This window comes from Chryseobacterium sp. BIGb0232, assembly GCF_024810195.1.
GTDB classification, from domain to species: domain Bacteria; phylum Bacteroidota; class Bacteroidia; order Flavobacteriales; family Weeksellaceae; genus Chryseobacterium; species Chryseobacterium pennae.
In genome coordinates this window covers 1244541-1270622 of the sequence record NZ_JANUEH010000001.1, presented here as the reverse complement: position 1 = coordinate 1270622, position 26082 = coordinate 1244541, and the positions used below count along the sequence as shown (strand labels likewise).

The 26082-nt window shown below is 34.2% G+C and carries 23 protein-coding genes and 1 other RNA gene; 10 read left to right on the top strand and 14 right to left on the bottom strand.

Features of this window, described 5'->3' with window-relative positions:
* Positions 1 to 50 precede the first annotated feature (50 nt).
* From M2372_RS05485 to M2372_RS05440, 10 genes are all read right to left on the bottom strand, one after another.
* Positions 51 to 419 (bottom strand): cysteine peptidase family C39 domain-containing protein, encoded by a 369-nt coding sequence (locus M2372_RS05485; protein WP_123318044.1) that lies wholly within the window; start codon positions 417 to 419, stop codon positions 51 to 53.
* Positions 420 to 434: 15 nt separating this feature from the next.
* Positions 435 to 1670 (bottom strand): DUF6625 family protein, encoded by a 1236-nt coding sequence (locus M2372_RS05480; RefSeq protein ID WP_123318045.1) that lies wholly within the window; start codon positions 1668 to 1670, stop codon positions 435 to 437.
* A gap of 1 nt (position 1671) precedes the next feature.
* Entirely contained in the window at positions 1672 to 4722 is a 3051-nt protein-coding gene (locus M2372_RS05475) for a lantibiotic dehydratase (protein ID WP_123318046.1), read from the bottom strand.
* Positions 4719 to 5873, bottom strand: a complete 1155-nt coding sequence (locus M2372_RS05470; protein ID WP_123318047.1) for a lanthionine synthetase LanC family protein — start codon at positions 5871 to 5873, stop codon at positions 4719 to 4721. Before M2372_RS05470 ends, M2372_RS05475 begins: the two co-directional genes overlap by 4 nt.
* Positions 5866 to 6783 (bottom strand): LLM class flavin-dependent oxidoreductase, encoded by a 918-nt coding sequence (locus tag M2372_RS05465; protein WP_115970151.1) that lies wholly within the window; start codon positions 6781 to 6783, stop codon positions 5866 to 5868. Before M2372_RS05465 ends, M2372_RS05470 begins: the two co-directional genes overlap by 8 nt.
* A gap of 61 nt (positions 6784 to 6844) precedes the next feature.
* On the bottom strand, positions 6845 to 7030 hold the full coding sequence (locus M2372_RS05460) for a class I lanthipeptide (protein WP_115970152.1): 186 nt from the start codon (positions 7028 to 7030) through the stop codon (positions 6845 to 6847).
* Positions 7031 to 7202: 172 nt separating this feature from the next.
* Positions 7203 to 8042 carry a carboxypeptidase-like regulatory domain-containing protein gene (locus M2372_RS05455; RefSeq protein WP_123318048.1) on the bottom strand — a complete coding sequence of 280 codons (840 nt, stop codon included), beginning with the start codon at positions 8040 to 8042 and terminating at the stop codon, positions 7203 to 7205.
* Positions 8043 to 8436: 394 nt separating this feature from the next.
* The gene (locus tag M2372_RS05450; protein WP_123318049.1) at positions 8437 to 10062 is read right to left on the bottom strand and encodes an AMP-binding protein; all 1626 of its coding nucleotides are present in this window, start codon (positions 10060 to 10062) and stop codon (positions 8437 to 8439) included.
* Positions 10063 to 10122: 60 nt separating this feature from the next.
* Positions 10123 to 10797 carry a beta-carotene 15,15'-monooxygenase gene (locus M2372_RS05445; RefSeq protein WP_123318050.1) on the bottom strand — a complete coding sequence of 225 codons (675 nt, stop codon included), beginning with the start codon at positions 10795 to 10797 and terminating at the stop codon, positions 10123 to 10125.
* Complete coding sequence (locus M2372_RS05440) at positions 10790 to 11281, bottom strand: RNA polymerase sigma factor (RefSeq protein WP_115970156.1); 492 nt, start codon at positions 11279 to 11281, stop codon at positions 10790 to 10792. Before M2372_RS05440 ends, M2372_RS05445 begins: the two co-directional genes overlap by 8 nt.
* Before the next feature lie 209 nt (positions 11282 to 11490).
* Between M2372_RS05440 and rnpB the strand changes: the two genes are divergently transcribed.
* From rnpB to M2372_RS05425, 3 genes are all read left to right on the top strand, one after another.
* Positions 11491 to 11814, top strand: an RNA gene (gene rnpB, locus M2372_RS05435) — RNase P RNA component class A.
* Positions 11815 to 11990: 176 nt separating this feature from the next.
* Positions 11991 to 12521 (top strand): hypothetical protein, encoded by a 531-nt coding sequence (locus M2372_RS05430; protein WP_123318051.1) that lies wholly within the window; start codon positions 11991 to 11993, stop codon positions 12519 to 12521.
* Between the two features lie 47 nt (positions 12522 to 12568).
* Positions 12569 to 13153, top strand: a complete 585-nt coding sequence (locus M2372_RS05425; RefSeq protein WP_123318052.1) for a hypothetical protein — start codon at positions 12569 to 12571, stop codon at positions 13151 to 13153.
* 18 nt (positions 13154 to 13171) lie between these two features.
* Here M2372_RS05425 and M2372_RS05420 read toward each other — a convergent pair whose 3' ends face one another.
* Together M2372_RS05420 and M2372_RS05415 are read right to left on the bottom strand one after the other, a co-directional pair.
* On the bottom strand, positions 13172 to 14041 hold the full coding sequence (locus tag M2372_RS05420) for a polyphosphate kinase 2 family protein (protein ID WP_123318053.1): 870 nt from the start codon (positions 14039 to 14041) through the stop codon (positions 13172 to 13174).
* A 199-nt stretch (positions 14042 to 14240) separates the two neighbouring features.
* On the bottom strand, positions 14241 to 14705 hold the full coding sequence (locus tag M2372_RS05415; protein WP_115970160.1) for a DUF1573 domain-containing protein: 465 nt from the start codon (positions 14703 to 14705) through the stop codon (positions 14241 to 14243).
* Positions 14706 to 14833: 128 nt separating this feature from the next.
* Between M2372_RS05415 and M2372_RS05410 the strand changes: the two genes are divergently transcribed.
* The 6 genes from M2372_RS05410 (at position 14834) to M2372_RS05385 (ending at position 21343) form a co-directional block, all read left to right on the top strand.
* Entirely contained in the window at positions 14834 to 17449 is a 2616-nt protein-coding gene (locus M2372_RS05410) for a valine--tRNA ligase (protein ID WP_123318054.1), read from the top strand.
* Positions 17450 to 17542: 93 nt separating this feature from the next.
* Positions 17543 to 18178, top strand: a complete 636-nt coding sequence (locus M2372_RS05405) for a DUF4241 domain-containing protein (protein WP_123318055.1) — start codon at positions 17543 to 17545, stop codon at positions 18176 to 18178.
* Positions 18179 to 18243: 65 nt separating this feature from the next.
* Positions 18244 to 19134, top strand: a complete 891-nt coding sequence (locus tag M2372_RS05400; protein WP_115970162.1) for a ribokinase — start codon at positions 18244 to 18246, stop codon at positions 19132 to 19134.
* 90 nt (positions 19135 to 19224) lie between these two features.
* Positions 19225 to 20067, top strand: a complete 843-nt coding sequence (locus tag M2372_RS05395; protein WP_115970163.1) for a serine aminopeptidase domain-containing protein — start codon at positions 19225 to 19227, stop codon at positions 20065 to 20067.
* Positions 20067 to 20711, top strand: coding sequence for an HD domain-containing protein (locus tag M2372_RS05390; RefSeq protein ID WP_115970164.1), 645 nt, complete (start codon positions 20067 to 20069; stop codon positions 20709 to 20711). The genes M2372_RS05395 and M2372_RS05390 overlap by 1 nt, the downstream gene beginning before the upstream one ends.
* Before the next feature lie 113 nt (positions 20712 to 20824).
* The gene (locus M2372_RS05385; protein WP_228455618.1) at positions 20825 to 21343 is read left to right on the top strand and encodes a hypothetical protein; all 519 of its coding nucleotides are present in this window, start codon (positions 20825 to 20827) and stop codon (positions 21341 to 21343) included.
* A 63-nt stretch (positions 21344 to 21406) separates the two neighbouring features.
* Here M2372_RS05385 and M2372_RS05380 read toward each other — a convergent pair whose 3' ends face one another.
* Complete coding sequence (locus tag M2372_RS05380) at positions 21407 to 21637, bottom strand: hypothetical protein (RefSeq protein ID WP_115970166.1); 231 nt, start codon at positions 21635 to 21637, stop codon at positions 21407 to 21409.
* Between the two features lie 132 nt (positions 21638 to 21769).
* Positions 21770 to 22660, bottom strand: a complete 891-nt coding sequence (locus M2372_RS05375) for a DUF72 domain-containing protein (RefSeq protein WP_123318057.1) — start codon at positions 22658 to 22660, stop codon at positions 21770 to 21772.
* 207 nt (positions 22661 to 22867) lie between these two features.
* Here M2372_RS05375 and M2372_RS05370 point away from each other — a divergent pair, with 207 nt between their 5' ends.
* On the top strand, positions 22868 to 26071 hold the full coding sequence (locus M2372_RS05370) for a TonB-dependent receptor (protein WP_123318058.1): 3204 nt from the start codon (positions 22868 to 22870) through the stop codon (positions 26069 to 26071).
* Positions 26072 to 26082 lie beyond the last annotated feature (11 nt).

Sequence of the window (26082 nt, the reverse complement as noted above, 5' to 3'; positions counted from 1 at the left end):
GAACATTATTTGTTCACCTTTTGTTTTATACGATTTGATAAGTATACCTATTAAGAAATAAGAAATACAGTATCACTTATTCTTTTGAAGAGGCTGAATGTATTGATCTGTTTTCCAAATTCTTTATTTTCCCAATACACTTTTCCGTCTTTATAATCATTAACCAGAGCAAAACTGCCACCATTGATTTTTAAGAATGCGATAGCAGGAAAGGGCAGTTCCTCCAGCTCTTCATGCTCCAGTTTTACTACCATAGCCTCGATGTCAAAATCATCTTTTAATATATTATAAAAACTGAAAAAGTTGTAATCTTCTACTGGAATATGGTAGTCTTTTATTTTCCTGATTTTTATATTTTGTTGTATAAACTTTTTCAGCAAAAAATTAAAAGAGGTTAAGTGGTTATTTTTTTCAATCATAAATGCGGATAGTTTTTAATAGATATAGTATGCATTTTCACTGATACGGTTTCTGGTATTATTTATACTTATTTTATAAGGAATACTTTCTTCATTTTTAAAATGAAAATCAATCGTACTAATTACCTTTTTACTTTTTCCTATCCACTGATTATCTTTAAGCTTATAAAGAGAAAATTGATTGTAATGAAGAGTTTTTTCTAGTACATTGATAATGATAAGTTTGTTCTGATCTTGCGGATAAAATGTAATATGGGATTTTCCAATTTTATATGATTGTTCTTCAAGAAAATTAATGTGTTGCTTCTGTGGGTAAGAAACAAGCTTCGATTTGAACAATAAAAGACTGTAGTAGATCTGTCTCTTGTTTTCCTTTATTTTTTCTTTTATTTTCTTTAAAGAATAAGTGAACTTATTGAATGAATAATGAATGCCCTGTGGAGAAATTGAAAAATTGCCTTTAAATTTAATCGGATCAATAAAGAAATACGGATTGTCTTTAACATTGATAAGATGAATCAATAGGTATTGCTTTTCAGTTATACTATTAATAATATTTCCTTCTATCCAATGATGAACTACTTCTGAATAGGTGAATTCCTGTACTATATCTTTATGGTAATACTTAATTTCCTTTTGAAGTTCAAGCCTTCTTAAAACAAGAGTAAAGCTTTCAATTTCAGTAGCAATATCTGTAATGTCATTGGTATGAATAAGGATAAATTCAAAGTTACATTCATCAAAACAAAAGTGTCGTCTATTTTCTAAAATATGAGCGTAATCTTTACTCTGTTTAAAAAGATTAATGCATTGCTCATTGTTTCTGAATAAAGTAAAGAATCCCGCAGGATAATTTTTAAGAGGCGATATCACATCATATTTTTTCAGCATTTTCTCGGTAATAAAATATCGGATATTACCAAAAACAATATCAATATCACAATATCCCCAAAAGTCATAATTTTTCAAATACTCCTGAAAAATAAGACCATAAGTAGGTTTAAAATCACATAATTTATAGCCATCTAAAATATTGATGGAAAGGTTCAGTTTTTCACTGGCAATTTTACTGAATTCACTTAGATCTTTGATTTTTATAAAATGAACATTGGCTATATGAAAAGGGGCTTCCAGATTGGTAAATATTAAAAAGTCTACATCCGAATTGTATTGGCAACTGAACAAGAAATGGTCGAAATAGGAGGGCCAGCTTTTCCCGAAATAACAGTTTATTAAAGCAATTCTAGTCATTCTATGTCAGTTTTTTCATATTTAATAATGAATCATAACTTTTGTGTAAAAAATAATACAAAATAGACTCATAGAGATTAGGTTTTGAGGCAAACATTCTGTTGATAAACATATGAATGTAGCTTATTACTAACGATTTAACCATTTGTTCAGACTGTAGCTTTCTAATGTCAACAATATAGCTGGCAGTTTTTTTTGTCCTGATGTTTACTATTTTATTAAAGTCATTATTTTCCGTCAAAAGATTGAGTAGATCGCTTCTGTTGTTTCTATATTTATCTTTTAGGGTTGTTTTAGAATCTTCATCCACCATATTGCTGTATCCATGGGCTAGCTGGTTCATGATATCTCTCTTTTCAGTTGGGTTATAGCCAAAATCATCCAGGATTCTATCAACTCCTACAATGGCGAATTTCCAGGTAACTGTTTCTGTTAATTCTGCTTCTTTTAATAAACTGCAAACACATTCACTGTCAAAATGGAAAATACTTTCCATGTGATCAATAGTAGATTCTCCATATCGTTCGATCTCTCTGTTGTAGGTATCCATAACGATTTTATGGATGATCATTTCCTGAGTCAAATATTTATCAAGCAGCTGATAAACCTGATTTGAAATGTTATGATTCTCAGATGAAGTTAAAAAACGAAGTCGGATATGGTGATCCGGATCGCTATATCGCATGAAAAACCATTTTTTGATAATCCCTTTTTTGATAAGGTTATTGGCAAATTTACAAATGACATTTTTGATAATCTGATCGGTAGCCTTTGGGCTGCAATAGATCTTATAGAAAAGCCATTTGCTTCCTGGAACGAAATTTCTAATTACCGTATTTTTAACAGTAGAAAGTGGCAGTATTTTATTTTTTTTACTGCTTATATTATTCCATGGAATGAGAAATTCATTACTGTGTTTATTTCCATCAATATCTTTTACAATGCTTTCATACTGATGAGGTAGGCTTTCAAAAACACGTATGTTTTTTTCCTTGTTAAGATGATCAAGTAATATTTCCAGGGACACATCCTCATTCATAAATACAGGAAGCTCCATATCTCTTTCTGCAAATGTAAAGATCTCAGGAATTTTCCTTTCCTTTAAATAATCTCTGAAAATATTTATAGATGCTTGTTTTCCATTAAAAATTTTGTCATAAGACAGTTGCCATGATGTTCTTGATAAAATAACATTATTGACCATGACCCTTGGGAGATAGTCATAATTGGTAAACATGCCCCAATTCCAGGAATAAGAGGGAGTTGCATTCTGATACTGGAGATCACAAAGAAAATGATAAAGAGGTACTTTATGTAAATTATAATTGTGAGCAGACGAAAGACTTGGAATAACTTCTTTATTGTATTTTTTAGAACGAAGGACAATTCTATCATTTTTGATAGAAATCATCAGGTCATTCAGATAAATTGGTTCACTACCAGTGCTATGAGGAGTAAGAATTGGGATTTCGTATTTTCTTAAACAGGGTCTAAGAAGAATATTTCCAACTCTTGGTTGTGGAGTATGAGCAATTTCGGCAATGATTTGATTTTCAAAGAAATTTTCTTCCTGCAATAAAGCTGCTTTTACAGATTCTTCCAACTGGTCGTCCAGATGACAAAAACGTCCGATAAACGTTGATGATGACGGTCCATCTGTGAATTTATTGAAAATGATAGGTTGTTTTTCCTGATCCTCATAAATTTGTACGAGCGAAGACATTGAAAATGGAACATTTTTATTTTCATGTAAAAATGGTGCCAAATCATCCTGTGTAAGCTGTATTGAATGATGATTGTTTTGGACAGCATCAATTAATTTTTTACCTAAAAATTCATTCCATTTTAGAGATCCTCGAACTACATTGGAAGTGTTTTCAGATTTAAACTGAATTCCCTCAATCAAATCAGGAGTGTCGTGATCCGAATGTAATGGATAATTGATACCTGATAAGGGGTCAAGTGCTAATAATAAAGGAATTTCCTGCTGATCGTATCTTGCTGTAAATGCTTTTTTGAAATTTTCCAGGTCCTCAATAGTGTCTTCTGTTCCAATTTGAAAAGCTAAGGAAATTACCTTTTTAAAATCTTTAAAGATATTTTTATGAAGTGAATTAGAAGTATTGCCTTTTAATAAATCAGTTTGAAGAATGTTTTTCTTGTTGCTTATAATTCCTATGGTATTTAAGATTTGATAAATCTTATCAATAGCATTACCTATTTCGTGGGTTTTATTTACTTCCTGTACAATTTCAAATATGGAAATGAGCTTAGTTATAAGCTGTACATCATCATTATTATTTTTTGAAGCAGGGATCTTTATTTCTTTTAAAAACTGATAGATGGAATCCTGAAAATGTTTGTCAGTCACTTTTGGAGAAAGTTCACTGACAAGAATTTTTGAATCGATAAGTTCATTGATGTAGTCAAAGCTATCTTCATAAGAAATATCCTGATTAACCAATATCTCTATGATGGATGAAAGTTTTAGTCCACTTTGACAGGCTTTTATAATTGAGTTTAGGTATTTATTTTTTTCTGTAGAAATAACTTCATAATTCAGCATTGCAACCTTTGATGAAGGCTCAATATAGCGATATTTGTTTTTAGTGCTGTATATCGTATTGTTGGTATAGAATTTACAGGATTGTCTTATAAATATTTTTTGCTCTAATAGTTCAACAATATCATGGATAACCTGCATGTCTAATCTGGCATGCACTTTATCCTGTTTTTTATCCAATGTTATCAGGGTATGATCATCCCACTGTCCCATGCTTACTCCGGCATTGGTGCCAAATGGAATCGTTCTGAAATGTATTCTTAGCCAATACTTAAGTAATGATTTTTTCATTTTATCAACTTTCTCCTTTGGAAGTTTTTTTTCATCCCAAAGAATAAGCTGGTCATATAAGTCTGGTGAAGATAGATAAATGGCTTTTCGGAAACTCTCTGTATTGATATCTTTTTCCCACTCTTCAATATTTGTTTGTGGAAACGAAGGAGTTCTCAGTACATAAAAGTTTAATCTTTCTATATCGTTGTATTTCATCCTATGTTCATTAAATAAATTTTATCCCAATCCTTAGCTTTGTCAGGATATTGATAATCCAATAATACCATTCCTACTCCGGAAATACCTTCCAGAAGCCCGGTATGTTCCACCCATACATCATTTTTAGGATCATAAGGGAACTTTATTCCTTTTTCCAGTTGTTGTAATGTAATAGACATCCAGTAATCGTGAGCTTCTTTGAGTTCCTCTCGTTGAAAAATTTTGAAAAATTTATTGAAAATATGTGATATTCCCGATGTACCATGACAGATTCCTGTATCGATACAATCATGTGCTGTACTAGAAAATACGCCTGATTTATCCAACCTGATTTTTGCAGAATTTAAAACCATATAAAGGCTGATATCTTTAAGGGTTTCATCCTGCAAAACGGTATAGGCCTTCCATATGCTGAGTGCTATACCTAGATCTCCATAGCACCATGCCAGCCTGTTTGATAGTTGTTTTTCACCGGTAACCACATTTATCTTGGAAGGAAATATATGAGTTGCATTTTTATTTTCTTCATAGAGGTTTATAAGAAAGTTAACAGTTCCTCTGATTAATTTCTCACAGGTTTCTTTCTCACAGTTTTTATGATAACATTCTGCTAAAAAAGAAATGATGGATGGTAAGCCATGAGCCAGACCAAGATCGCAGATATTATCCTCTTTTACTATATGATCAATCCAAAAAAATGAATTGTTTTGTTCATGTTTTAAATGGTCAATATATGACACTATTTTTGCTACTGTGTCAAATCTTTGAATTTCAATAAAATAAAGACCTAATCCAATAAGACCTGTGAATAAATCATATTCTTTTTTGTCTACACAGGTAGCTAGTAATTCTAAGAAAAATTCGATAGAATCTTCTTCTATTGCATCAATATCTTCATCAGTAATAATGTCGGCAGTATGTAAAAGCCTCATAAAATAGGTTACCGCCAGACTGCCACTGGCAAATGAATAATAAGGAGCTTCAGAAGCCAGGTCGATGAGAGTTTCAACTCTTTCAATCTCTACATCCTCATGGTAAAATAATGAATAATAACTACTGCCCAGGCTGAAGGTAATGTTTTCAGCTTTGTCCTCATTGCATTTTTTTGAAATTTCGTTTAGAAAAAAATCAATTTTATCTTTATACATATTGGCTTAATATTTCGATAGCGGTTAAAGAATCTTTGTGTGTTCTGGAGATATTATTAAAGATAAATTCATTGTATCCATAAAGTTCTTTGAACTCCAGAAGTTTTTCATGAAAAAAGTTTCCGTCTCCGATAAGATTTATACTATTTAAATCATTATTGGTACTGCTTTTGGCAACTTTTATTGCTTTTTGTTTTGTTTTATGACAGCAGCCAGAAAAGGTCAATACCATTGAAGGTTCTTTTCCATGTTTTGCTTTGTATTCTGCTTTAAAGTTTTGTAACTCTTCTTTTAAATAGTCTTTGTTGGATCCTACATGAAATATAGATCTTGCAAAGTTAAGATCATGCTGTAAAGACACATTCAATCCGGAATGTGAAGAGCCCATATACCATACATCAGGAATATTACCTTTATAAGGCGGAATAATTAAATCTTTTTTAAGAAATTCACTTTCTTCCCTTAAGAAACTTAAGGTAGATTCCAGTTTTGGAAGGAAAGATGAATAGTAGGTATCCTTATCAACACCTGCATTAAAGTATTGAAAATCATATTCACCAACCAAACCTTTTACAAATCCAAGATCTATTCTTTTTGGGTATAAGCTGGACAACAGTTTGTAATTATGAGCTACTCTGAATGGACTTTGCAGAGGCAGAATAATTCCTGCAATTCCTATTTTTATTTTATCTGTTAATCCTAATAAGATGGGAAGTAGCATTTCAGGAGTAGACCAGGCCATATCATGTGCTTTTGAAAAATAATTTTCAGTAACCCAGAATCTTGAGAAACCAATTTCGTCTGCTCTTGTAGCATAATCGATGATGTCATATAATGACTTTTTAGAATTGTTGAGTGAATTTTCTCTGATTCCAAACTCTAAAAGACCTATTTTTAATTTTTTTGCCATGATAAGCTTTTAAAAGCAGCTACTCCCTGGGGAGTAGCTTTCTTTTGTAAAATGTTCTGATTTAGAATGATCCGCAGATACATGCATTAGAAGATCTAGTACTTCCAGCTGTACATGTCCAGTGTGTACAGTCAGCAATAGATGTGAATGCTAACTTTCCTGCCTTTACAGACTTCATTTCGTCAGAGTTCAATTGTGATAACTTCTCTTTTTTAAGAGTTAACTTTTTTGTAAGCTTTTTGCTCATGGTTAAAAAATTTAAAATTTACCTACTCGTTAGCTTTTCGGTTTCCGCTTTATATGTATTAATTATAATACCTTATTGATTGATAATGCTATGTGTAATACCTTGTTTTGAAGAATAATTGGAGGTGTTAAAAATCTTCAAAACAAAATTTATTCTTGTTTTATCCAACGAATTACTTGCGTTTATCTTTATTGTAATTAACATCTATATTGGAGATAAAACTTCCCATGCTGGTCTCCCAATCTCCCTGACTCTGATAATGATATAACAGATCATTTGACAATGTCTTCTTGGCTGATATTCCAAATATGAAATCTGTATCCTCCTGAGGAATACTTTCTACGAGTTGTAAGGTAATAGCCAGTTTATCCAGATGAGTGTAGATAAGCTTATATTCTTGAAGATCAATTGTTTGCCAGCCTGTCGTGGTGGTTTTGAATATTATATTTTCATTAAGAAGAGATTCATAAGGCAATCCATCCTTAACGCTATATATATTTAACTTTAAAGTAATTTCTTTAAATCTTGAACTGGGAATAATATGAAAGCTATAGCTGTTAAGCTTAGTCCAGTTGTAAATATTGAATATTTGACCTTGTTCAATGGTAGGAACGTTTTGATCAAACATTTTAGAGAAGGTAAACATAGGTCTTTTTTTTGCCCCTATTATTTCTCTTTTAGTTTTTTGTCCTGTCAGATTAATTTCCCGAATGGCATTCACCTTTTTGCCTAATTTGATATCAGCATTCTTGATGATTTCATTTACTGTAAGCTTTTTACTTTCATATCCGTTAGCTTCAATGATGACATAATCATTTTTATTCGTGTTATTAGGAATCTCCAAAGAATAGTTACCATTGATATCGGTAATCGTACTTACTTTTTCTTTCCCTATACTTATTGAACTATATGAAACAGCTTCTCTATCTTCATTCGTGACAGTACCCGAAATTTTTTGTGAAAAAACAGGCATAGTAAGTAATAAGGCGCAGATGGCCATTACAATCCTCATCGTGGTTATTAGATTTTAATTATTAATTTTTTCTTGAGCCAATATAGGAATTAATTTATATTAATCACCATCTTAGGAATAAAATATCGGTATTTTTTTATTGTATATGTATTATTTGGCTATAATATGTGTGTTATTTTTATAATATGTCAAAAAATAATATTGAATTTGCAAACGAGTGAAATCTGTTTGTTGTTATTTATTGAAGGGGCAATTAGCTTGTATATATTCATAATAATTCTAATTTTAATGATATATATAAATTGTAATTTCATTTTTTATTAAAAAAAATAAAATTCACCTTGAATTAGGTGAATTTTTTGTCTTTTTTATCTCATTTTTTCAGTGGAAAATGATTTTTTTTACACTGCTAATGTTTAACCGGTGTTTTTAGTTATAGATTTTTTACATTTTCCAGTCCCAATTCTTTCATAGAAATCTCCCGCATTTCCACTTTTCTGATCTTTCCTGAAATGGTCATTGGAAATTCATCCACGAATTTCCAGTATTTCGGAACCTTATAATGGGCAATTTTTCCTTTACAATAGTCTAAAAGCTCTGTTTCAGTGATTGTAAATCCTTGTCTTACTTTTACCCATGCCATTACTTCTTCGCCGAATTTTTCACTCGGAATGCCAATGATCTGAACATCCAGAATATTGGTGTAAGTGTATAGGAAGTCTTCAATTTCCTTAGGTGAAATATTTTCTCCGCCACGGATGATAAGGTCTTTAATTCTTCCGGAAATAGTAATATATCCGTCTTTGTCCATCACTGCCATATCTCCGGTATGCATCCATCGGGCATCATCCAGTACTTTTTTTGTATTTTCCGGATCATTCCAGTATTTCAGCATAACAGAGTAGCCTCTTGTACAAAGCTCTCCATGTTCACCACGTTTCAGGATTCTTCCGTTTTCATCAATAATCTTGATCTCAAGGTGATCCTGAACGGTTCCTACTGTACTGACCTGTTTCTCCAATGGAGTGCCAATTAAAGTCTGAGTAGATACTGGAGAGGTTTCTGTCATTCCATAACATATACTCATTTCTTTGATATTCATCAGACTTTCCACTTTTTTCATGATTTCGGGAGGACAGACTGACCCAGCCATTACCCCGGTTCTTAAACTTGAAAAATCATAAGAGTCAAAATCTTTTACCGCAAGTTCGGCAATAAACATGGTAGGGACACCGTAAAGAGAAGTACATTTCTCATCCGAAACAGCTTTTAATGTAATGTCCGGATCAAAACTATCATTTGGTATGACCATGCAGGCTCCATGAGTTGTACAACAGATATTTCCGATAACCATTCCGAAGCAGTGATAAAAGGGAACAGGAATGCATACACGGTCTTTTTCCGTATACTTGAGTCGGATACCAATAAAATATCCATTATTTAAAATATTATGATGGGAGAGGGTAACTCCTTTTGGAAATCCTGTTGTTCCTGATGTATATTGAATATTGACAGGATCATCGAACTGTACATGTTCCTCGAAACTATGAAGAACCTCATCAGAAATCTCCTGTCCGTTATTCACAAATGCTTCCCAGGTATCATCAAAGAAAATTTCGTGCTCCAAAGTAGGACAAACCTCCTTGGCGTATTCCACCATTTCTTTATAATTGCTGGTTTTAAAGCTTAAAGAAGAAAAAATAAAACGGATTTCAGACTGATTGAGTACATACGTAAGCTCATGGGTTCTGTAAGCCGGATTGATATTCACTAAAATGGTACCGATTCTGGCAGTAGCATACTGTAAAAGAACCCATTCATAACGGTTGGAAGACCATATTCCTATTCTGTCTCCTGCTTTGGCTCCTAAAAATATCAGGGCCTTAGCAATGGCAGTTGTTTGATTATAAAACTCCTGATAAGTTGCTCTGTAATCCTGATGAACACTGATAAGTGCTTCTTGGTTGGGGAATTTTTCTACAGTACTTTTAAGATTTCCTCCAATAGTCTGTCCTAATAATGGAATTTCAGATGCTCCATAAACATATGATAAAGGCATAGTAAAAAGATTTGGTGAAATAAAATTAACAATAATATCTTGAACTATAGCCTATGAATGCTAATTTTCCTGTGAATCGATCTCCTTTAGCTGTTTCAGGTTTTTATCCAGTTTTTTGATGATACTACCATATACCAGTTTGTAGTAAAACCAGATCATAGATACAGCAAGAAGCGTACTGACTGTAATTCCAACAATAATGATGGTGAGATTAGAGTTGGTAGGCTGTATATTTTGAGTGTTTAAAGTATAAAAGATAAAGGCAATTAATACAAATGTAAACATAAGCAGCAATACAATGCTGATAAGAATAAATGCATTGACGGTCTTCTTGAATTTAATAATCCGGGTAATAAGCCCTTTAAGATTTTCTTCAATTTTGATTCTTCGGTAGTTCTGATAAAATTTCAGTACAAAATAAGCCGTAATCAGTAAGCTTAGAATTTTAATAGCAAGATAAAAATGTCCGAAGTTGTTTTCTACCTCTGTGGCTTCCTGAGCTCCCAACCTTTCAAGCACATTACGGAAGCTATCCGATTCTTCCTCCTGAAAGAAGTAAAATAACCCCAAAACTGAAAAAAACATAAACTCTACAACACTGATCCAGAAAATATACTTTACATAATTGCGTGATTTTCTGTTCAACATCCGAAGAATCTCACTGTTGTCATATTTTGGCTCTACAGGTTGTTCCTGCCAAGTCTTCTTAAAGCTATCTAAATCAAATTCAGGCATATTTTTCCATCTGTTCTTTAAGGGTTTTCTTTAATCTGTTCATTTTCACACGTGCATTGACTTCAGTGATTCCGAGGTTTTCTGCAATATCCTTGTAAGGCAGATCGTCAAGATACATCATGACAATGGCTCTTTCTATATTAGGAAGAGTCTTGATGACAGTGTACAAAAGCGAAATCTGTTGTTGTTTTTCATCATCATCTTCCACAAAATCTCTGTGGTTGATATCCAGTTCATTGGTAGGAAGGCTTTTGCTTTTTTTTCTAAAGAGGGTAATGGCTGTATTAAGCGCTACACGGTACATCCATGTTGAAATCTTGGAGTTTCCTTTGAAAGAGTCATAACTTCTCCAGAGTTGCAATACAATTTCCTGGAAAAGATCCTCTTCATCTTCCAGCGAATTGGTATATAAGCGCGATACTTTAATAATCAGGCCCTGATTATCTTTGATGAGCTGCGCAAATTCTTTTTCTCTGGAATTCATAGATGTATAATGGCACGAAGATAATAATAATGTGGTAATTGGAGAAGAATAATTATTGTGAACGGGAAGAAAGGTAAAAAGCAAAGAAAAAGAAATGGCAAAAAAACTTGAAAAAAGGATAAAGAAATAATCTGATTTGTAAAATTACCTTCTTAGCTTTCTTCGTGCGTACGCTCATTTCCTGTGAAATTTACGTATCTTTGCGCCCACGAGAAAATCGGCTTGTTGATTTCCCGTTTAAGGGAGGTAGGAAAGTCCGGACACCACAGAGCAGCAAAACGGATAACATCCGTCACCCGTGAGGGTAGGACAAGTGCAACAGAAAGCAAGTACAGTTCGGCTGTAGTGAAACCAGGTAAACTCTTTGCGGTGCAATGGTAAGTATATCGGTTCTTTTCAGTAATGGAAATAGGGGCGGCTCGTCCTGAAAACCGAGGGGTAATCAGCTCAAGTTTTGCAGCAATGTAAGACGTAGATAAATAACAGGCACTTCTTTGGAAGTACAAAATCCGGCTTATAGATTTTCTCGTTTTTTTACAATACAATTTTCTAAAGTACTTTTTCCTGAAATTATCATTGTTGCATGTGTTTGTAATATAGTGTTTTATGTTTTTATAATTCCAATATAAGATCTTTAGCAGGCTAAATAAGACCTATCAACGACTTTTATATTTTTCTGTTATCTCAAATTTGTCTTAAAGAGACAGAGATGAAAACAGAAATAACTTTACAATCAGTTCCGGAAGAAAAACCTGGCTTTATTGTTATCATACTCTATCTGGCTTTTATATACGGATTATTTTGGGTAATTAATCAAGGCCTGATCTATCTTTTCCGTGATATAACAAACGAACTATTAGTAAAAATACTCAATAATATTATATGGATAGGATATATGTTTTTACATTATAAAGTTGTAAAATATTTTCTTTATCTGATACAGAAACAAAGAAGAAGTCCTGTTATTCTTCCTGTTTTGAGTATTTCAGAAATGGGAATAAATTATTATACAGAAAGCAAGAAAACAGAATGGAAAGATATTTCAGAAATACAGATTATAGATGCGGTACTTTCTGTAACTGTGGATCTTAATCCTGAAAAAGATTTTAAACTGAACCTGTCCAAAACGGATCTTCAAAAGCAAATGACGCAGGACAGTTTTGAAAAATTACTGGAATATCATTATAAAAAAGACGTATATATTTACAATGCTCCATCATCCTGCGGATGTGGATGCTGATTGAATACTTGTTTTAAAAAAGCATTAATCAATTAAGATTTTAACCTATGAAACCTGAATTTACCTCCGTTTTATTGGACAATACCCAGCTTGATTATCTCCAAAACCCTTTATGGAAAAGGATTTCAGATTATCAGATTGACCAGGCAGAAGTAGTTATTCCTTTTTCCAGAAAATTGGCTCAAACTGAAGGTTGGACAAGAAGATTTTGTATGCTAGCCATTGAAGAATATAAAAAATTTGTTTATTTATGCTGTATCTCCAAAAATGGAGCATCTCCTTCTATAACAGTAGATAAAGTATGGCATCAGCATCTACTGTATACCACCGAATACTGGAAAGGATTCTGTCCGAAAATCCTCGAAAAAGAATTGCATCATTTCCCGAATGTAGGCGGAATTAATGATTATCATAAGCATCAGGACTGGTATCTGGAAACCTTAAAACTTTACATCCATATTTTTAGACAGAACCCATCCGAAATTTTTTGGAGGATTCCCAATGAAATTATACCTTTCCTGTTACCGGAAAATGAAAGTAAAATAAAAACTACCAAACAGTTTACATGGAAAAAGACCTTTGAAAATTTGCATTCAAAAGTCTTTAAATATATTCACGGTACATCGGTCTAAAAACAAATTAATTCCAAATTACTCTTCCAATAACTGTTTTTTAGACTGTTGAAGAGCTTCTTTTTCTTTTTCCGAAAGTTGAGGATACTTAAGGTCCATTTTTTCCAGAGTATCTATAATGATCTGAATTGCTGCCGTTCTGGCAAACCACTTATTGTCCGCAGGAAGCACATACCATGGAGCATGATCCTTTGATGTTTCGTTGATTGCTGTTTCATAAGCTACCATATATTGATCAAATAATGCTCTTTCCGGAAGATCTCCTGTAGAAAATTTCCAGTTTTTTTCCGGTTCATTGATTCTGTCCAATAGTCTTTTCTTTTGTTCATCCTTAGAAACATTCAGGAAAATTTTGATAATGGTAGTACCGTTTTGGGCAAGATGCTTCTCAAAATTACGGATGCTTTCATAGCGGTTTTCCCAGAATTTATTGTCAAAATCCTTTACAGAAGACCATGTTTTTTCACTTAAATTATATTCAGGATGAACTTTACAGACCAGAACACTTTCGTAATGTGAACGGTTAAAAATGCCGATCATTCCTTTCTGAGGTAAGGCCAGATAATGTCTCCACAAAAAATCGTGTGAATATTCCCTTGAGCTTGGCGTTTTAAAGCTGGTTACATTACAGCCCTGAGGATTCACCCCTCCAAAAACATGTTCTATCAGGCTGTCTTTTCCAGCAGCATCCATGGCCTGAAGAACGACCAGAAGCGACTGGCTTCCGTCAGCATAAAGCTTTTCCTGTAATTCACGAAGTTTCTCTTTTTCCTGAATTAATAATTGTGTCCCTTCTTCTTTGGTAAGCTTTCCTTTGTAAGAAGTAGAAGCTTTTTTAATTGAGAATTTTCCATTTACCCTAAAGTCATCTGAGAAATTGGTGTCCATATAATATTTTTTTATTTAAAGATAAAAGATAAAAGATAAAAGATAAAAGATAAAAGATATTGCCGTTAAAAAACAATTCCCATATGTATACCCACACGGATATCAACATCAATAGAGGTGGTTTTAGCCAAAACTCAAATATAAATATAACAAAAAAACCGCCCCAATAGAGACGGTTTCCTTATTTTTTAGTAGAGAACTATTTCGCAGCAGCCTTTTTAGCAACTTTTGCAGCTTTTTTCTCAGCTTTAGCAGCTTCTTTCTGCTCAGCAGGAGTTAATACTTTTGCTTCAGGAGCATTAGCATCTACGTTTCCTTTGATGTAGATTACACTTCTGCTGTTGGCAGGGTCATTAGAGAAAACCTCAATCATTTTGTTGAAGCCTCCTGTAAGAGCTGTGTTATATCCTACTTTGATCTTAGCAGTTTTTCCTGGCATGATCGGATCCTGGCTGAATTCAGGAGTAGTACACCCACAAGATGGTTTTACATTTGAAATGATCAAAGGCTTATCACCAGTATTTGTTACTGTAAAGAATCTTGTACCATCTGAACTAGGCTTAATATTACCGTAGTCAAAAGTAGTTTTATCAAAGGTAATAGTTTGTGCAGATGCAAGGGCAAATGTTCCGAATAATGCAATTCCTGCGATTAATTTCTTCATATTCTTGAATGTTAATATGTTTGTTAGATAAATTTTGTGAAACAAAGTTAAAAATTATTTTAATTCATGCTTAAAAATTTTTTTCTTTAGACTATTTTTGCAAATTGCAAGCCAAAGAAATAGAATTTATGCAGATTTCAGAAAAGTACAATCCACAGGAAACAGAACAAAAATGGTACAATTACTGGTTGGAAAACAAGTATTTCCACTCAGAGCCTAATGATAAACCACCATATACCATTGTTATTCCACCACCAAACGTGACAGGAATATTACACATGGGGCATATGTTGAACAATACCATTCAGGATGTTCTGGTCCGTCGTGCAAGAATGCGCGGATTTAATGCTTGTTGGATTCCGGGAACAGATCACGCTTCCATTGCTACCGAAGCTAAAGTTGTTGCTAAACTGAAGTCTGAAGGAATCAACAAGTCAGATATTACCCGTGAGCAATTCCTTGAACACGCTTGGGAATGGACTAATAAATACGGAGGAACAATCCTTGAACAGCTTAAAAAATTAGGATGCTCATGTGACTGGGACAGAACCCGTTTTACATTGGAGGATAAGCTTTCTCAGCAAGTTATCAAAAGTTTTGTAGACCTATATAACAAAGGTTTGATCTACAGAGGATACAGAATGGTAAACTGGGATCCGGAAGCGAAAACCAATATTTCAGATGAAGAGGTAATCTTTAAAGAGCAGAACGGAAAATTATATTTCCTTAAATATAAAATTGAAGGTTCAGAAGAATTCCTTTCAGTTGCCACTACACGTCCTGAAACTATTTTCGGGGATACTGCGGTATGTATCAATCCGAATGATGAGAGATATGCTCATTTAAAAGGTAAAAATGTAATCGTACCTATCGTTAACAGAGTAATCCCTATTATTGAGGATGAATATGTTGACATCGAGTTCGGAACGGGAGCTTTAAAAATTACCCCTGCACACGATACCAATGACTATGAGATTGGGCAGAAACATCAGCTGAAAATGATTGATGCGCTGGATGATGATGGTAACCTTAACGAACATGGTTTACATTATGCAGGACAAAACAGATTTGAGGTAAGAAAGCAGATCGCAAAAGAATTAGAAGAAAAAGATCTTTTACTAAAAGCAGAAGATTATGTAAATAAAGTAGGAACATCTGAAAGAACAGGGGCAGTGATTGAACCTAAAATTTCAGTACAGTGGTTCCTTAAAATGTCTGAAATTGCTAAACCTGCATTGGATGTCGTAATGGATGACGAAGTGAAATTCTATCCTGAGAAGTTTAAAAATACTTACAAATACTGGATGGAAAACATCCGTGACTGGAATATTTCCCGTCAGCTTTGGTGGGGTCAACAAATCCCTGCGTATTATTATGGGGCAGGAGATGATGATTTTGTAGTAGCTGAAACCAAAGATGAAGCTTTAGAATTAGCAAAACAAAAAACAGGAAATCAGGAGTTCACTGTAGAAGATCTTAGACAGGACGATGATGCATTGGATACCTGGTTCTCTTCATGGCTATGGCCAATGTCTGTATTTGACGGATTACTTGATCCTGAAAATAAAGATATCAACTATTACTATCCAACTTCTGACCTGGTAACAGGACCGGATATTATCTTCTTCTGGGTAGCAAGAATGATCATGGCAGGATTGGAATACAGAAAAGAAGTGCCATTTAAGAACGTTTACTTTACAGGAATTGTAAGAGATAAGCAGAGAAGAAAGATGTCTAAATCTTTAGGGAACTCTCCGGATCCGCTTGAGCTAATGGATAAATATGGAGCTGATGGAGTTCGTGTAGGAATTTTATTAAGTTCTGCAGCAGGAAATGACCTTCTTTTCGATGAGGACCTGATGCTTCAGGGAAGAAACTTCATGACGAAGATCTGGAATGCTTTCCGTCTGATCAACATGTGGAATCATGAAGATAAGCCAGCAATCGCTACAGATAACCAGGCAATCGAATGGTTCGAAAATAAATTAAATAAAACCATTGTTGAAATCAACGATCAGTTTGAAAAATTCAGAATTTCTGATGCTCTTCATTTGATTTATAAACTAATTTGGGATGATTTTTGTGGTTGGTACCTTGAAGCTATCAAGCCTAACTATGGAGAAGGTATTTCTAAGGAAGTGTATAACAAAACAATATATTTCTTTGAAGAACTGATGAAGCTACTTCATCCGTTCATGCCTTTCTTAACAGAAGAATTATGGCAGACGATTTCAGACAGAAATATTGAGGAAGCTTTAGTCGTTGCCCAGCAGAAAGAGGCTGGTGTATTTGATGAAGCTGTTATTAAAAACTTTGAAACTGCAGCAGAATTGATCTCGGGAGTGAGAAATTACCGTCAGACCAAAGGAATTTCACCAAGGGAAGCCGCTGAAATTTATACCAATGCTTCTGAATTCGCTAACGAAGCAGTGGTAAGAAAATTGGCCAATGTTTCTGAAATCCATTTCGGACAGAAAACAGATAAGCCAAGCTTTACATTCCTTGTTGGAGCAACAGAAGTTTCTATTCCTTTAAGTGAAAACTTAGATTTAGGAGAAGAAAAGGCTAAAACTGAAGAAGAATTAAAGTATCTGAAAGGATTCTTAATCTCAGTAGATAAAAAGCTTTCCAACGAAAAGTTTGTGGCTAATGCTAAACCTGAAATTGTAGAGGTAGAGCGTAAGAAACAAAAAGATGCTCTTGATAAGATTGCGATCCTGGAAGAGAAGCTGAAGACTTTGTAAATTTAAAATATAGGCAATGCATTGCTTAATAATCAGGCTGGGTACAGATGAATAACTTGTATCCAGCCTGATGGTTTAAAGAAAAGAAATAAAATGACACATATAGAAAACATAAAAAAACTATTTTCGAAGGACTTTGTAGAAAGTCCCTTGTTAGAAAGTTTTGAAGTAGGGAAGATTTATCTTTCCAGTGGGAAACTGGTGGCTTGCGATCCTTTGATCACAAATGATATGCTTCCTTTTTCTACAGAATTTCCAAAAGGAGAATTCTCTGTAATGTTGCATAAAGAAAGAGAAAGCAATTGTGTAGCCTATGCCGAAATTGTTTTCAATACTGCCGAAATTACAGATTGGAAGTTGGCTACCACTGCGGGGCAGAACATAAAAGAACTGGCAGAAGAAGAGGTTTTTGGATATCCCGTAGAAAGTGGTATGGGCTGTTTGATGGATGTGGATACCCAGAGCAGTCTTAATGAGCTGGAACAGAAACTTTATCATAACAAAGGTGCAGATTTCATGGGAATCTACGAAGAGTTTTTCCATGAGTATTTCTTCGATGAAAACGGAGCAATAGATCAATATGCATTTTTAAAACCTTCGGAAGATCATCCCGGAACTATATTCGCATTTGAGACCGGATATGGGGAAGGTTTTTATGCCAGCTACATTGCTTATGATAAAAATCAAACACCAGTGAAAATTATTACAGAATTTATTGAAATAAGTTAGGTAAAATTAATTATTTTTGGCACGGAATTTAGTCTGTTATAATTTTTAAACTAATATCAAACACAATGAATTTCTCATCAGAACAACCAAAAATTATCGTTGTAGGAAGCTCCTCAATAGATCTTGTTTTGGAAACCGATAAACTTCCTTTACCTAATGAAACAGTACTGGCTGTAAACTCAGAGAGTTATTTCGGAGGAAAAGGAGCCAATCAGGCAGTAGGAACCGCAAGATTGGGGGCAAGCGTTTATTTTATAGGTTGTGTAGGAATGGATCCTCTTGGGCAGCAAATCATGAGAAATCTGGTGGGCGAAAATGTGAATGTAGGCTTTGTACATGAAACCGATAAAGAATCAACGGGAACAGCTTATGTAACAACCTCTGAGGGAAATGCTGCTATTGTAGTAGTTCCTGCAGCCAATAAATATCTTAATAAATCTCATATTGATGAGGCTGACCGTTATTTCCATACTTCGGACCTTGTCCTTGTACAGCTTGAGGTTTCGATGGATGTTGTGGAATATACAGTGAAAAAGGCCAAAAAATATGGCAAAAAAGTAGGCTTGTACGCTTCTCCCGCTATGAGAGTAAGTGATGAAGTTCTGGAAGATGTAGATTTTATTGTAGCTAAAAGCAATGAACTGTTCATTATTTTTGGAGAAGAAAAAAGAGAAGAAGTTCTAAAAAAATACTTTAATAAGGTGTTTGTAAGGGATGATACCAATTCTACCATTTATTTTGACGGGACAGAAATGAAGTATTACAGGAAGAATAAAGAAAAGACTGTTTATAAGATGGGGATGGGAGATGCATTTACTTCAGGATTTGCAATCGCACTTTGCCATGGGAACTCTGTGGAAGATTGTGTGAAGTTTGGAAATGAGGTTTCATCGCGCGTTTCCGGAGGTAAAGGTTCACAGACCGGCCTGCCGAGAATGTCAGATTTCTTTTCTTAACGTTATTTACGGCATATCGAAAGTTTAAAACTAAGCATTAAAATATATCGAAAATGTCCACTTTTATAGTGGATTTTTTCTTTTTATCCTATGGAAAAACTAATATTTACCACAGAGGACCAAGCTTCCGTGACCGCTCATCTTTTTCAGCCTGAGAAGAATAATGGAAAGTTATTGCTGATCAACTCGGCAACCGGTGTGAAGCAGCAGGTATATTTTTCATTTGCTCAATATTTTTCTGATCAGGGGTTTACTGTAATTACTTATGATTACAGAGGAATAGGGTTGTCTAAACCTGATAATATGAAAGGGTTCCATGGATCTATGAGAATTTGGGGCTCAAAGGATTATAAAAGATTAACGACATATATTAATGATCAGTTTCCGGAATATAGGAAATTTTGCCTGGGACATTCTGTAGGGGCTTTAATTCTGGGTATGAATAAAGATTCTGAAATGTTTGAAGAATTTGTATTTGTAGGAACCCAAAACGCTTTTGTAGGAAATTTAAAGCTGAAAACGAAGATTGAGGCCTATTTGGGATTCGGTATTGTACAACCATTAACTACTTCATTATTAGGGTATTTTCCTGCAAATTGGTTCGGACTTGGAGAAAGTCTTCCGAAAAATTGTGCATATGACTGGAGAACCTTAATTTTAAACAAAAAATCAACCAACAGGCTGTTGGAGAAAATTGATGATTATTCTAAAAATTTAACGCAGAAAGTATTTGTAATTCGTGCTGAGGATGATGTCTGGCTGACAGAGAAGGGGGTTATGAGTCTTTTAAACAATACCTATCCTAATCTTAAACCTACATATAGGCTGGTAAAAACTGCAGAGTCTGAGAAAAAAGAAATCGGACACATTAATTTTTTTAGAAGCTATAATCACAAGCTCTGGAATATTATTTTAAATGAACTGATAGATTAATGAAAAGTACAATTGACAACACGGTAGAATTTGTAAAGGAAAAACTAGAGGGAGCTGAAGCAGGACATGATTGGTTCCATATTGAAAGAGTATGGAAGCTTTCCAGAAAAATAGCCGAAACAGAAGACTGTGATCCTGATGTGGTAGAACTGTCTGCATTATTACATGATATTGCAGATCCTAAATTTCATAACGGAGATGAAACGATAGCTCCTAAAATATCCAGAGAATTTTTAGAAAAACAAAATGTTCCTGATGAAACAATTGAAAAGGTTTTATTTGTAATAGAAAATATTTCTTTTAAAAACAGAAGTCAGGCACCGGAAAATCCACCTATCGAACTGAAAATTGTACAGGATGCTGACCGTATTGATGCCATTGGAGCCATTGGTATTGCCAGAACATTCAATTTTGGAGGCTTTAAAAATAATCCGATGTATGATCCCAATGTTCAGCCAGACTTAAATATGTCTAAGGAACAGTATAAAAAATCGAATGGAACAACCATTAATCATTTTTATGAAAAATTGTTGCTGCTAAAGGATCTGATGAATACTGAACATGGTAAAAAAATGGCTCAGGAAAGGCATGATTATATGCTGAATTTCCTTGATGAGTTCTATAAAGAGTGGAATGTAGATTAACATTCTCTCAAAAATTCTGAAATGAGTATCTTTGCATTATGGTATTTTTCATTCTTGTTATCTTTTGGGCGTGTATCTTTTCTTTGATTTTGTATAAAGTAAAATCAGGAAGAATGGCAAAATGGGCAAGACTGTTCCGTATTGTGACAGTAGTTTCTTCAATCTCTATTTTTACTTATTGGTTTATTAAGAAGAGTGCTGTGGCATTTGTTGATAATTCTGTAGGGTTACAGGTCATCAACAAGCTTCCACAAGCTCTGGATTTCTATCTGATCAACGTCAATAAAATTGACAAGAATACTAAGCTTGAGCCGAAGCATATCGGAAAAATACGTCCGGAATATTACAGGGTAGAATATCTGAAGATGGATAAGTCTGATGAATACTGGATTGTAGGTTATCTTGGAAAGAAGAATCTGGTTTATTTTTCACAACATTCGGTTCCTAATAAAAATATTGACCAGATTGTAGAGGTACAGAATTATATCAACCAAAGCATGAAGCTGTCCGAAGCTGCCAAAAAGCAGGTGGATTCCTATAATTATGAAAATACAAAGCTTGGAATCTGGATTACATTGGATTTTCTGCTTTTATTTCTCAACCTTGTTCTCCTTCTGAAAAAGAATAAATAAATTATATATTCTCTCACAGATTTTGCTGATCCGTTATTTGCAAAATCTGTGAGAGTTTTATTTTTAAGGATAATCTAGAATGTGCATAATTTCTTCTTTACATTCCTCAGGACATGCTTTTATTAATTTATCCATATTTTGTTTACTGATCTGATGAGGTTCTAACCATTCCGTTTTATTGGAGTTCAGACTGTGATTGTCATATACTCTTTTTATAGTATGGTCTTCATAAAAGATATATTCATCTCCAAGCCAGTTGCTGGAGACACTGATTTTACAGATTTCCTTTTTCATGTCATTTATTTTTTAAGTATACCTTATCCATACTGAATAGGGTATTACTCTAATGTATAAATTTTTCTGTTATGAAAAGGGGTTTACTGTAATTTGAGCAGTAAATTAAAATTAGTCTATTTAAAATTTTAACTAAAACAGGGTTCCTGTGCTTTCAGTGGCCATTTGCGGAATATGAATGTCTGTTTTCCATTCTTCATTCATTTGTTTGATGAAGTAAGCGGAAAGGAGGGGAGATGCTTTTTCAATATTCTGGTGAACAAAGAAATATAGATTTTGAAGACCTTCTTTTTTCCATTGGGAAAGATGTTTTAACCAATCATTCAGTCTTTCATAGTCACTTTCTGCATTGGCACCCACATAACGGATGAAGGCATTGGGGGTTGTAAGGCGCATATGAAGCATATCTCTTCTTCCTGCAGTATCTACAATAATATTTGTAATGTTATGGGCTTCAAAGAGCTCGCAGGTTGTATTCAGAATCTCCTCATCGGTAAACCATTCCGTATTTCTGAGTTCTATGGCAAGTGGAACTTCTTTAGGCCATTCCTTTACAAATTTTTCAAGTCTGTCATAATCTTTAGGTTTAAAGTTATCATGAAGCTGAAGGAAAGCCATTCCCAGTTTTTCATCAAAATTAATTATAGCTGATGCAAAATGAGTAACGGGATCTGTAACATCGATGAGTCTTCTGAAGTGAGAAACGGTATTGGTGATTTTTGGAAAGAATTTGAAATTTTCAGGTGTTTTTTCTTTCCAGGTTTTCACCTGATCCGGAGTAGGCATTCCGTAAAAGGTTGCATTTAATTCAATGGAATTAAATTGAGTGGCATAATAGGTCAGTTCATCCTTGGTTCCTTTAGGATAGAATCCTTTAAGATCTGTTTTGTTCCATTTGGCACATCCGATAGAAATATTTTCCAGACCTTTTTTATTAAGGCTTAAAATTTCTTTGGTTCTGGAGTGATCTTTGGGAAGGGTGAAGTCTATTTTTGACGGGTCTTCTACTTGTCCGAATTTCATATTAAGCGATTTTAAACTTTAAAATTAAGCATTTTTTTGCTGTAATCTTCATGGAAAGACCGAAAAAAGATATCATAAATCCCTTGTGTGTATTAAGTTTTTTTTAAGGAAATGTTAAACTTTATATCACGCTATGTTAATTGTATGTTACCATACTTCATGTTTTATCAATCTAATTTTACGACAAGTTTTGTAGCATTAAAAATTATGAAGAAAAAATTGATTTGTGCTTTTGCTTTATTATCTTTTGGATTTGCATTTTCACAGGAAACCAGCTCTAGGATTTTTGGAAGATTAAAAGGAATTTCTTCCGAGGTTACGGTAAAGGTAGTGCATGTCCCTACCAATAGTACCTTTGAAACTAAAAGTAATAATAAAGGACAGTTTAGTTTAGATAATCTTCAACCGGGAGGGCCTTATAGAATTGAGATATATGATGGTTCACAGGTTATTTATGAAAATCCTAATTTACAACTTTCTTTAGGAAGCAATGACTTGCCAATAGTAGAGATTGGCAGTAAAGAGAAGTCTATTGATGAGGTAAAGATTACTTCAAAAAAAGCTAACGTAAAATATGGAGTTGGGATCAGCCAGACGCAAATTTCAGGACTTCCAAATATTAACAGAGGAATTCAGGATGTTACCAAATTGGTTCCTCAAAGTGCCAATAACTCTTTTAATGGAACCAATTTTCGTTATAATAATGTGACAATTGATGGTTCTATCAATAATGATGCAATTGGTTTCAGTCCCTCATTAGGAGGTCAGACCAGTACTTCAGGGATGCCTGGAAGCAGTACTCGTTCTAATTCTATTAGCTTGGATGCTATTCAGGATGTGCAAGTGTATATTGCTCCTTATGATGTAAAGCTGGGAAATTTTCTTGGAGGAAGTATCAATGCGGTGACCCGAAGCGGAAGTAATGACGTAACAGGTTCCCTGTATGTGTATGGTAGAAATGCCGCAATCACAGGTAGAAACAGAGTAGGTGATAATTCCAAAATGCCAAGTGGTTTTTCCGATTTTATATATGGTGGTAGAGTGGGCCTGCCTATAGTAAAAGATAAGGTTTTCTTATTTACTAACCTGGAATATACCAAAAGGGTAGATCCGGTATTTTATAATGCCAATGATCCTAATGCACTGATAGATGAATCCGTTGCCCGGAAACTTTCAGATTTTGTACAGCAGAAATATGGATTCAATGTAGGAGGTTTTAATGGATATAATAATTTTTCTGAAAGTGCTAAGCTTTTTAATAAGTTAGATTGGAAAATCAATGATAAACATACTTTATCCATCAAAAATAATACAGTCTTTTCCCAGGCATCCAATCTTGAAAGGGATGGTGCTAATTTCAGATTTTCCAGTATGGATTTTGTGCAGAAAAATACAGCATCTACAACTACTCTTGAATTGAAAAGCCGTTTTAATGATCAATGGAACAACAATTTGGTGGTTGGGTATTCTTCTATTCATGATTATAGAGATCCCACTTCTGGTAATGCAATGTTTCCACAGGTTGAAATTACCCATAACGGTGGAACTATTTTGTTAGGAAATGACAGGGAGGCAACTGTCTTCAATATGAAACAGAAGACTTTCGAAATTACGAATAACCTAACTTATAAAACAGGGAATCATACCTTCTTGCTGGGAACTCACAATGAATTATACAATATTAATTATGGTTTTGTAAATGCTTTAAATGGAAGGATATCTTATAGATCACTAAATGATTTTTATAATGGCACTCCTGCAAGAGTAAGAGGGACATATCCTTTTGGCGGAAACAGCAGACAGGATCTTTTTGACAATCCTTATGCTCAATATAAAGTAAACCTGCTTTCATTATATCTGCAGGATGAAATCAATTGGGGAAGAGTGAGACTTTCACCGGGGGTAAGAGTAGATTATACAGATTTACCTAACAAGCCACAGCTTAGTCCGCTTGTAAACCAATCTCCTCAGGATTCTTATTTCGGAAATACTTACAACTATACTCCGTTGAGCCAGCTAACCAATAGTTATCTTAACAAGCCGACACTATCCCCAAGACTTGGATTTACCATTGATGTTACAGAAGACAGATCTATGGTGTTAAGAGGAGGTTCCGGTATTTTTGTAGGAAGAATTCCGTTTGCATGGTTAGGATACGCTTATTATAATGATGGAGTTGGTTTTGGAAGTTACGATATCAATGGACCAACAACAGCACAGATTGCTCAGTACGGAGATCCATTGGTAGGAACTAATCTTCCGAATTGGCAGAATCCAAACAAAGATCCAAAATCCTCTAAAGTACAGGTTGACCTTATTGATAATAATTTTAAAATGCCAAGAGTCTGGAGAAGTTCCCTGGCATTCGATTATACTCTTGCAGGATATAAGTTGACATTGGAAGGTATTTATACGAAAGTATTGTATGATCTGAAATTTCAGCAGGTGAATAAAACAGATAATGTAACGTATTACAGCTATGATGTGAATCATGAAATGCCAATTTACACAACCAATATCAATAGCAAGTTTTCTAACGCCTACCTTTTATCCAATACAAAAGAGGGATATCGTTACAACCTGACGGCTCAGATTTCAAAATCATATAATTTTGGATTTAATTTCTTTGCAGCCTATACGTATGGTGATGCGAAAGATATTACGAATGGTATCAGAAACTCAATGGAAAGTAACTGGCAGATGAATCAATCGTTGACACCAAATGACCCTAAGTTGACAACTTCCAATTTTGCAATCAAGAACAGAATTGTAGCTAACCTTGGATATGCGTTTAATATTTCCAAATCCAACAGATTATCTACCAATGTATATTTTAATGCACAGTCAGGAAACCCTTTCTCATGGGGATTTATAAACAGTACAATTGCCAATACGGGACAGGCTGTGGGTCTTGCTTATATCTTTAAGGATGCTGCCGAAGCTGCAAAATATATTGTTCCTATAAGAGATGGATCAGGAAACGTAGTGGTAAGTACCCAGCAGCAGGTTGCTGATTATGAGAACTTGGTTAATAATAATGACTATCTGAAATCAAGAAGAGGGAAATTTACGGAAAGAAATGGAGATACAACGCCTTGGAATATTCAGGCAGATATCAGAATTATGGATGAAATCAGATTGAGCGAGAAATCTAAAAATAATATCCAGATCTCTCTAAGTATCATCAACTTTACTAACCTCTTGAATAAAGATTGGGGGAAAGTATACTTTGTACCTAATACGTTTAATTCTACAGCAAGTGTAGGACTTACTAAAACTGGAAATATAGCGGCAGGCCAACCTTCAGCCGGAGATCCTACTTATAACTTCAAAACGCCGGGGTTACCTTATACAATTGATCAGTTTGCATCAAGATTTCAGGCACAGGTGGGGGTGAGATATAATTTCTAAATGCTATTATT